This window comes from Novosphingobium sp. Chol11 (assembly GCF_945870625.1).
Taxonomy (GTDB): Bacteria; Pseudomonadota; Alphaproteobacteria; order Sphingomonadales; family Sphingomonadaceae; genus Novosphingobium.
The window spans coordinates 43,638-52,179 of sequence record NZ_CAMBTS010000013.1; the positions used below are offsets into that span (position 1 = coordinate 43,638).

An 8,542-nucleotide genomic window follows, 5' to 3' on the forward strand; every position below is an offset into this window, starting at 1 on the left:
TTTATGATGTGTGGGTGAAGGACTGCGCGATGAAGTTTCCGGGGGAGGAAGACGGCCCGCCCGACGCCGCATCTGCCAGCAGCGCGGCAAAGCCCGCGGGCACGGTTGCCGCCCCGGCGGCCGGGCCATCGCCGGAGCCAGCCGCCGCCCCCCAGCCGCCGGGGCCGCCGCCTCCGCGCGAACCTGCTGGATAAGGGCGCAGCGCCGCTTTCAGCCGCTCCAGATACTGCGCCTGGGTGATCTCGATCGCGCCGAGCGAGACGAGATGCGGCGTGGTGAATTGGCAATCGAGCAATTCGCACCCTGCACGCCGCATCGCCGCAACCAGCCAGGCCAGCGCCACTTTCGAGGCATCGCTGGCGCTGCTGAACATGCTTTCGCCGCAAAACACGCGTCCGAAACCAACCCCGTAAAGCCCGCCGACCAGAAATCTCTCGCCTTCCTCGTCCACAGCCCAGGTTTCGATCGAATGAGCATGGCCCAGCCGGTGCAATTCGCGGTAGCTCGCGCCCAGGCGCAGGCTGATCCAGCTGTCTTCGGCGGCGGCGCGCGGCGCGGCGCAGGCAGTGATCACCGCATCGAACGCGGCGTTGCAGGTCACGTGAAAGCGCCCCCGGCGCAAGGTGCGCGCCAGCGACTTTGCCATGTGAAAGCCCTGCAACGGCAGGATCGCGCGCATTCTGGGCTCCACCCAATAAACGTCGGGATCATCGCGGCTGTCGGACATCGGGAAAATGCCGACGCGATAGGCCTTGAGCAGCAGCTCGGGCGGGATGATGGGGGGGTGGCCCAAGGACATCAGGACATTATGCAATCAGAATGTTCTCTCTCGCGGTTGCGCTGGCGGCGTCAAGCGATTAAGGGCGATTTCCCGGGCACAGGAGTGTAGCTCAGTTGGTAGAGCATCGGTCTCCAAAACCGAGGGCCGTGGGTTCGAGTCCCTCCACTCCTGCCAAGATTTTCTGACAACCTGATAAATCTCCCGTGGCGCGGGCCGCGGCGCTTGTGCTTGGCCGGACAAGCGGACATGTTCGCCTTTCGACAAGTCGATTGGGAATCCATCATGTCCGTTCACGCCTATGGTACGCACGCCGCCGATCGCCCGCTGGAAGCCCTGATCATCGAGCGCCGCGCGCCCGGCGCGAACGATGTCCAGATCGAGATTGCCTTTTGCGGGGTGTGCCATTCGGACCTGCACACCGCGCGCGATGAATGGGGCGGCACCCAGTGGCCCTGCGTGCCGGGGCACGAGATTGTCGGCCATGTCAGCGCCGTGGGCGACGGCGTCAGCCGGTTCAAAGTCGGTGATACGGTCGGAGTCGGCTGCATGGTCGATAGCTGCCACGCCTGCTCGGCCTGCGACGAAGGCCTCGAGCAATTCTGCCAGACCGGCATGACCGGCACGTACAATTCCCCGATCGCCGATGCGCCGGGCTACACCATGGGCGGCTATGCGCAGCGGATCGTGGTCGATCAGGCGTTCGTGCTGAACATCCGCCATCCCGCCGCGCAGCTTGCCGCCGCCGCGCCGCTGCTCTGCGCCGGGATCACGCTCTATTCGCCGCTGCGCCATTGGCAGGCCGGTCCGGGCAAGAAAGTCGGCATCGTCGGCATCGGCGGGCTGGGGCACATGGGGATCAAGCTGGCGCGGGCGATGGGCGCGCATGTGGTGGGCTTCACCTCGAGCGAGGCCAAGCGCGCCGATATCCTCAGCCTTGGCGCGCACGAGGTGATCGTCTCCAAAAACCGCGACGAAATGAAGGCGCATCTGGAAAGCTTCGATCTGATCATCGATACCGTGGCCGCCAGCCACAATCTGGATCAGTTCACCACTTTGCTGAAACGTAACAGCACGCTGGTGATGGTGGGCGCGCCCGAACATCCGCATCCCAGCCCCGCCATCTTCGCGCTGCTGATGCGCCGCCGCTCGATCGCCGGGTCGATGATCGGGGGAATCGCCGAAACGCAGGAGATGCTTGATTTCTGCGCCGAGCACGGCATCGTCGCGGAGATCGAGATGATCCCGATCGATGGCATCAATGCGGCCTATGAGCGGATGCTGGATAGTGATGTGCGCTACCGGTTCGTGATCGATAACGCCACTTTGGCGGGTTAGGTTCAGCGCGGGGCCGGGCGCGCAGCGTCTGGCCCTTGCATTTTGCGGCGCGCTGTCCTACCTCGCGTGCTCTTCCGACATCGGAAATTCGCCAGCCCCTCCCGAACCTGTTCGGGGCGGCGATGACCCCTAGCCGGAAGCCGTGTATTTCTGGGCATGCGCAAGCAGAAGCGAGACGAACAATGGCGAAGACCAGCCTGTCGGAATTTATCAACCAGGTGCGCGCCGAAACGCGCAAGGTGATCTGGCCGTCGCGTCAGGAAACCACGACCATCGCGATCTTTGTCGGCATCATGATGCTGATTCTCGCGGTGTTCTTTCTGGGGATCGACAGCCTGTTCGGCATGACCGTGCGCTGGTTGCTCTCGCTCGCCTGAACCGCCGCCCGCACTTTCGTTTTAATTCGCTTGATTTTGGCAAACCGGATTGGGAATCGCCGCAATGGCCCGTTGGTATATCATTCACGCTTACTCTGGTTTTGAAAACAAGGTGAAGGAAGCCATCCTCGCCGAGGCCGAACGCATCGGATTGGCGCAGCTGGTCGAAGCGGTCGAAGTGCCGACCGAGACGATCACCGAGGTGAAGCGCGGCAAGAAGGTTCAGGTCGAGCGCAAGTTCATGCCGGGCTATGTGCTGGCCAAGCTGGCGCTGAACGACGACATCTATCACCTTGTCAAGAATACCCCCAAGGTCACCGGGTTTCTGGGCCTCAACAACAAGCCGCAGCCGATCTCCGACAAAGAAGCCGCGCGCTATTTCGGCGCGCGCGATGCCGCCGCGGCCGAGCCGCGCAAGCAGGTTTCGGTCGATTACGAGATCGGCGATTCGGTCAAGGTCAACGCCGGTCCCTTCGCCAGCTTCAACGGCACGGTAGAGGAGCTCGATTTCGAAAAGAGCCGCGTCAAAGTGGCGGTCTCGATCTTTGGCCGCGCCACCCCGGTCGAGCTGGCGTTCGAGGAAGTCGAACTGGTCAAATAATCGCCAGTGCCCTTGCCCGTTGTGGGCAGAGGCATTTGTGATTGCATTTTGGAGCGCGTGGCTTTAACGGCCCGCACTTCGCAGCGCGGGCAACCGCTCTGCAAACCCCGCGCGGGAGGGCGATTCGTCGTCTGTTTGACCGCTCACTCTGAGGCGCGCTCCGCGCCAACAGGAAGAAAGGAGGCCCTTCGTGGCCAAGAAGATTGAAGGCTATATCAAGCTGCAAGTGAAGGCTGGCGATGCCAAGCCGTCGCCGCCAATCGGGCCTGCGCTCGGTCAACGCGGTGTGAACATCATGGAATTCTGCAAGCAGTTCAATGCTGCGACGCAGGAAGTGGAAAAGGGCACCCCGCTGCCCACCGTGATCACGGTCTATGCCGATCGTTCGTTCACCTTCATTACCAAGACCCCGCCCGCCACGTTCCTGATCAAGAAGGCGATCAATCTCAAGTCGGGCTCGAAAGAACCGGGCAAGATTTCTGCCGGAACGATCACGCGCGCGCAGCTGGCCGATGTGGCGCAGGCCAAGATGGTGGATCTCAACGCCAACGACATGGACGCCGCGATCAAGATTATCGAAGGCTCCGCTCGCGCGATGGGCCTTCAGGTTGTGGAGGGCTGATCCGATGAAGGCGACCAAGAACCAGAAGGCGCTGACCGAAAAGCTCGGCGACAACATGAAGCTTTATGGCGTGGATGAAGCCATCCAGCTGCTCAAAGACCTGAAGCGCACCAAGTTCGACGAATCGATCGAAGTCGCGCTCAATCTCGGCGTCGATCCGCGCCATGCCGATCAGATGGTGCGCGGTATGGTCACGCTGCCTTCGGGCACTGGCAAGGACGTCAAAGTCGCCGTGTTCGCGCGCGGCGACAAGGCAGAGGCCGCGCTGGCCGCTGGCGCTGACAAAGTCGGCGCGGAAGATCTGCTCGAAGATATGCAGGCAGGCAATCTCGATTATGGCCGCGTGATCGCCACGCCGGACATGATGGGCATTGTCGGCCGTCTGGGCAAAGTGCTCGGTCCCAAGGGCCTGATGCCGAACCCGAAGCTGGGCACTGTCACGCCAAACGTCGCCGAAGCGGTCAAGGCGGCGAAGGGCGGCCAGATCGAATTCCGCGTTGAAAAAGCAGGCATCATCCACGGCGGCATCGGCAAGATGAGCTTCTCGAATGAAGCGCTGCGCGCCAATTTCGATGCGTTCGTCGATGCCATCGTCAAGGCCAAGCCAGCGGGCGCCAAGGGCAAGTATGTCCGCAAGGTCGGCATTTCTTCGTCGATGGGCCCCGGCATCAAGATCGACGTTGGCCAAGTCTACAGCAGCTGATCGCCGCGCGATCACGAACCCATGAGAAGGCCGGGCGGGGAAACCTTCCCGGCCTTTTTTATCGGCGCCTCGGCCCAAGGTTGGCGCGGGTATAGCATTCCGCGACCAGGCTGATCGCGCTCCCGTCCGCCAGTCGCAGCACCGCGCGATGCGATAGCACGGTGCCCGCCGGGCAATCCCCGCTGCGCCCGCGCTGCGCCGCCAGCCGTTCGCGGCGAAAGCCAAGCGGGGCGACCACTTTGCCGAACGGCGTGCCGGTGGTTTCCAGCGTGCGGTTCATCGCTGGGGTGAGCCGCGCGGGCACATACCAGTTCTTGGCGTCAGACAGGGTTTTTGCGCCGCACATCAGCCGCACATGGCGAAATGCGAGGGGCTCATCGGGGCCGATCCCGAGCGCCGCACGCGTTGCGGGCGAGGGTGGTTCGGGCGCGGCCTGGTCTGCTACTGCGCGGATCGTTGGCGGCGAAGCGATGCCGCGCGCGGCGCACCATTCGCCCAGCGCTGCTGTGGCGCTGTCATGCACCGCAAGCGTCCGCTCAAACCGCGGCAAGGCCGGCGAACACGCGCTCAGCCCCGGCCCTAACAGCGCCGCCAGCGCCAGACCTGCGTGGCTCAGATGCCCCCCGGCACTGCAGCCCGGCCCAGCGCGGCAAGGCTTGCCGCCAGCGCGCTGGCGCAATCATCGAGGCGCGCCTGATCGACCGAGCGGATCACGAAATTCGCGCCGATGCGGCCTTCGCGAAAGAACGGGTAGCTGCCGATCTGGCATCCTTCGTGCGCGCGCTCGGTCTCGCCGAGCAATTCGGCCACTTCGCTTTCGGCGACCCAGCAGCCCACGGTGACGGACAAAAGCGGCAGGCCGCCTTCGAGCGTTCCGGTCAGGCCATCGAGCATCTGCGCGGTGATCCCCGGCACCCCGGCCATCAGAAACACATTGCCCACGCGAATGCCCGGCGCGCCCGACATGCGGTTTGCAATAAGATCGGCGCCTTCGGGCACGCGCGCCATGCGCAGCCGCGCCGGATTGAGCCCGCCGCGCGAGGCATAATAGCCTTCGAGCATATCGCGCGCCGCCGGAAGGATCACGACTTCGACGCCCAGCGCCTCGGCCACTGCATCGACCGTGATATCGTCGTGAGTCGGGCCGATGCCGCCGGTGGTAAACAGATAATCGTTGCGCGCGCGCAGCGTGTTCACCGCCTCGATGATCGCGGCCATATCATCGGGCACCACCCGCACTTCGCGCAGACGAATGCCCTGCACGCCCAGCCACGTCGCGACTTGAGCGATGTTCTTATCCTGCGTGCGGCCAGACAGGATTTCATCGCCAACGACAACAAGCGCGGCAGTCCAGATGCGGGTGGAGTCGGTCATAAGCGAGAGCGATAGCGCATTGGGTGAGGCGCGCAATGGGGCTTGGAGGGGGTGTGGGGAAACGGAGCCACTAAGCCCTCTCCCCTTCAAGGGAGTGGGTTGGGAGAGGGGGCTCTACGCACATCGCAAGGCGTGGAAAAAAAGAGCCTTCGGCGGGCAAGGGCCACAGCACTTGCCCGCCGGAGGCCCCTTCCTTTACTCGGCAGCCTCGCGCACTTCGCCATGCGTGGCCGCAGCTTGCGCCTTGGTGAAGCGCATGATGCCATCGTCGAGCGGGTTCTGCTTCAGCCAGACTTTGTCGAACACATAGTCCTGGTTGAGCCGCCACGGCATGGTTGGTGCGTTCTTGGGCTGGAGCGCTTGGCCGCGCTGGATGTAGCCGGAGGAGAGGCCGGTATCGGGGTCCTCGACCAAATCGTGATCCTCGGCCAGGAACGGCGTGGCGACATCCGCGCCGATCGCCTTCATGTGGTTGAGCAGGCGGCAGATGAAGTCCGAATCGATATCCGCGCGCAGCGTCCACGAGGCGTTGAGATAGCCGAACACTTGCGCCAGATTGGGCAGGTTCGAATACATGCAGCCCTTGTAATAATAGTGCTGGTTGAAATCGATCCGCTCGCCGTCCACGCTGAGCGCGATCTTGCCGGCGATGGTCATGGTGAGGCCAGTAGCGGTGACGATCACGTCGCAATCGAGCCGCCTGCCCGATGTGAGCTGGATGCCCGCCGCGTCGATCCGCGCGATATGGTCGGTCACGACATCGGCCTTGCCTGCTTTCATCGCCGCAAACAGATCGCCATCGGGAACAAGGCACAGGCGCTGCTCCCATGGGTTGTAGGGCGGGGTGAACGCGGCCTCGTCGTATTTGGGGCCAAGCGCGGCCTTGATCTTGTCGGTGAGATAAGCGCGCGCCTTTTCGGGCGCGGCGCGCGCGCGCTTGTAGACCATGTCCTGCATTTTCACGTTCTTGTAGCGCGTGATCCAGTAGGCGAGCTTAGCGGGCAGGAATTTGCGCAGCGCATTGGCGATGGCATCGCGCGCGGGGCGCACGGCATACCACGTCGGCGTGCGCTGTAGCATGGTAACATGCGCCGCGGTCTCGGCCATCACCGGAACAATCGTCACCGCCGTAGCGCCCGATCCGATCACGACGACGCGCTTGCCCGCATGGGCCGAATCCTTGGGCCAGAATTGGGGATGCAGCACCGTTCCGGCAAAATCGGCAAGGCCGGGAATCTGTGCGTCATAGGGCTTGTCGTAATCGTAATAGCCCGCGCCGAGATACAGGAACCGCGCGGTCGTGCGCGAATGCTGGCCATCCGGGCTTTCCGTGGTGATCACCCAATGTGCAGCGGCGCTGTTCCAGTCGGCGGAGACGACTTTGGTGCCGAGGCGGATGTGGCGGCGGATATCGCGCTCATCGACAATGCGGTTCAGGTATTCGAGGATCGCGGGGCCATCGGCGATCGATTTTTCGTGCTTCCACGGTTCGAACACAAAGCCAAGCGTGTGCATGTCGCTGTCCGAACGGACGCCGGGATAGCGAAACAGATCCCATGTGCCGCCGAGGTTTGCGCGGCGTTCGAACAAGGCAAAGCTGCGATCGGGGCAGAGCATCTGCATGTGCGCGGCCATGCCGATGCCCGATAAGCCCGCGCCGATGATCGCCACGTCGATATCGGGCTGCATGTCGCCTGCGATTTTCGATTCCACGCCCACGGTCTTCTCCAAATTGCTGACATCGGTGTTAGCAAATTCGCCTTCAAATGCCAGCGCCGTTTCATCGCGCGGTTAAACTGCATCCACGAGCTAAGGCGGATTGCCCTTTGCGCGTCGGCGCGACAAGGACGGTGCCATGCCTGTTATTGCCGCCCGCCGCTATTCCGCAGGAAAAGCCCTCGACGCCGAGATCGTGCTCGATGGCGCGCCCGCGCGTCCGCCCGGCGCAGAAGCGCATCCCGGCAATTTCGATTGGATCGGCCTGTGCGATCCAACGGCGGAGGAAATGGAGCTGGCGCGCCGCCAATATGGCCTGCATCCCCTTGCCATCGAAGACGCGCTCCATCCGCGCCAGCTGCCCAAAGTCGATGTCTACGGCAGCCAGCTGTTCGTCGTGGCGCGCACGGCGGCGCTCGCCCCCGATGGCGAGGCGATCATCTATGGCCAGACCGGCTGCTTCATCGGCCGCGATTTCATCATCTCGGTGCGCCTCGGCTCGGCCCGTGCGCATGATGATTTGCGCCGACAGCTCGAATGCAATGCCGAGCGCCTGGTCGAAGGGGCAGATTATGTGCTCCACGCGGTGCTCGATTTCATCGTCGATGGCTATGTGCCTATTGCCAATGCGCTGGAAGATGCCGCGCAAAAGATTGAGGAAGCAGCCATTGATGCCTTTCCCGATCCCGCCACCATCCGCCGCATCTTCCGCCTGCGCCGCGAACTGCGCCGGTTCGACCGGATCATCGGCCCGATGGAGGAAATGGTCGAGCGGCTGGCGGTGGCCGATTTGCCGACCATCGATCCCTCGGCGCGGATCTGGTTTCGCGATGTGCTCGATCATGTGCGCCGCGCGATGGCGCGGATGCAGGCGCTGAAGGAAACGCTCGCCGCCGTCGTCGAAACCGCCAGCCTGCTCGAACAGCGCCGCCAGGGCGAAACCACCCGCCAACTCGCCGCCTGGGCCGCTATCCTCGCCGTGCCCACCGCAATCGCCGGGATTTATGGTATGAACTTCGAGCACATGCCCGAA

General features: G+C 63.5%; 10 protein-coding genes and 1 tRNA gene. 7 read left to right on the forward strand and 4 right to left on the reverse strand.

All coding sequences use genetic code 11. The features are described from left to right. Position 1: 1 nt before the first annotated feature. Positions 2–799 carry a leucyl/phenylalanyl-tRNA--protein transferase gene (gene aat / locus Q0O40_RS04165; RefSeq protein WP_295526586.1) on the reverse strand — a complete coding sequence of 266 codons (798 nt, stop codon included), beginning with the start codon at positions 797–799 and terminating at the stop codon, positions 2–4. An 80-nt stretch (positions 800–879) separates the two neighbouring features. On the opposite strand from aat, the gene Q0O40_RS04170 reads away from it, so the two are divergent. From Q0O40_RS04170 to rplA, 6 genes are all read left to right on the forward strand, one after another. After that, a tRNA-Trp gene (locus tag Q0O40_RS04170) sits at positions 880–955 on the forward strand. A 108-nt stretch (positions 956–1,063) separates the two neighbouring features. Then, a complete protein-coding gene (locus tag Q0O40_RS04175; RefSeq protein WP_295526609.1) occupies positions 1,064–2,116 on the forward strand; it encodes an NAD(P)-dependent alcohol dehydrogenase in 1,053 nt (350 codons plus the stop codon). Positions 2,117–2,298: 182 nt separating this feature from the next. After that, on the forward strand, positions 2,299–2,493 hold the full coding sequence (gene secE, locus Q0O40_RS04180) for a preprotein translocase subunit SecE (RefSeq protein ID WP_295526589.1): 195 nt from the start codon (positions 2,299–2,301) through the stop codon (positions 2,491–2,493). A gap of 64 nt (positions 2,494–2,557) precedes the next feature. Then, positions 2,558–3,094, forward strand: a complete 537-nt coding sequence (nusG, locus tag Q0O40_RS04185) for a transcription termination/antitermination protein NusG (protein ID WP_295526591.1) — start codon at positions 2,558–2,560, stop codon at positions 3,092–3,094. Positions 3,095–3,284: 190 nt separating this feature from the next. Beyond that, a complete protein-coding gene (gene rplK, locus Q0O40_RS04190; RefSeq protein ID WP_295526593.1) occupies positions 3,285–3,716 on the forward strand; it encodes a 50S ribosomal protein L11 in 432 nt (143 codons plus the stop codon). A 4-nt stretch (positions 3,717–3,720) separates the two neighbouring features. Then, positions 3,721–4,419 carry a 50S ribosomal protein L1 gene (gene rplA / locus Q0O40_RS04195; RefSeq protein WP_295526595.1) on the forward strand — a complete coding sequence of 233 codons (699 nt, stop codon included), beginning with the start codon at positions 3,721–3,723 and terminating at the stop codon, positions 4,417–4,419. 58 nt (positions 4,420–4,477) lie between these two features. Here rplA and Q0O40_RS04200 read toward each other — a convergent pair whose 3' ends face one another. From Q0O40_RS04200 to Q0O40_RS04210, 3 genes are all read right to left on the reverse strand, one after another. Next, the gene (locus Q0O40_RS04200) at positions 4,478–4,942 is read right to left on the reverse strand and encodes a hypothetical protein (RefSeq protein WP_295526598.1); all 465 of its coding nucleotides are present in this window, start codon (positions 4,940–4,942) and stop codon (positions 4,478–4,480) included. Between the two features lie 89 nt (positions 4,943–5,031). Further along, on the reverse strand, positions 5,032–5,793 hold the full coding sequence (locus tag Q0O40_RS04205; RefSeq protein ID WP_295526600.1) for a molybdopterin-binding protein: 762 nt from the start codon (positions 5,791–5,793) through the stop codon (positions 5,032–5,034). A 195-nt stretch (positions 5,794–5,988) separates the two neighbouring features. After that, positions 5,989–7,482, reverse strand: coding sequence for an NAD(P)/FAD-dependent oxidoreductase (locus Q0O40_RS04210; protein WP_295526612.1), 1,494 nt, complete (start codon positions 7,480–7,482; stop codon positions 5,989–5,991). A 166-nt stretch (positions 7,483–7,648) separates the two neighbouring features. On the opposite strand from Q0O40_RS04210, the gene Q0O40_RS04215 reads away from it, so the two are divergent. Next, positions 7,649–8,542 (forward strand): magnesium and cobalt transport protein CorA (locus tag Q0O40_RS04215; RefSeq protein WP_295526603.1); only part of this gene is annotated, 894 nt, incomplete at its 3' end.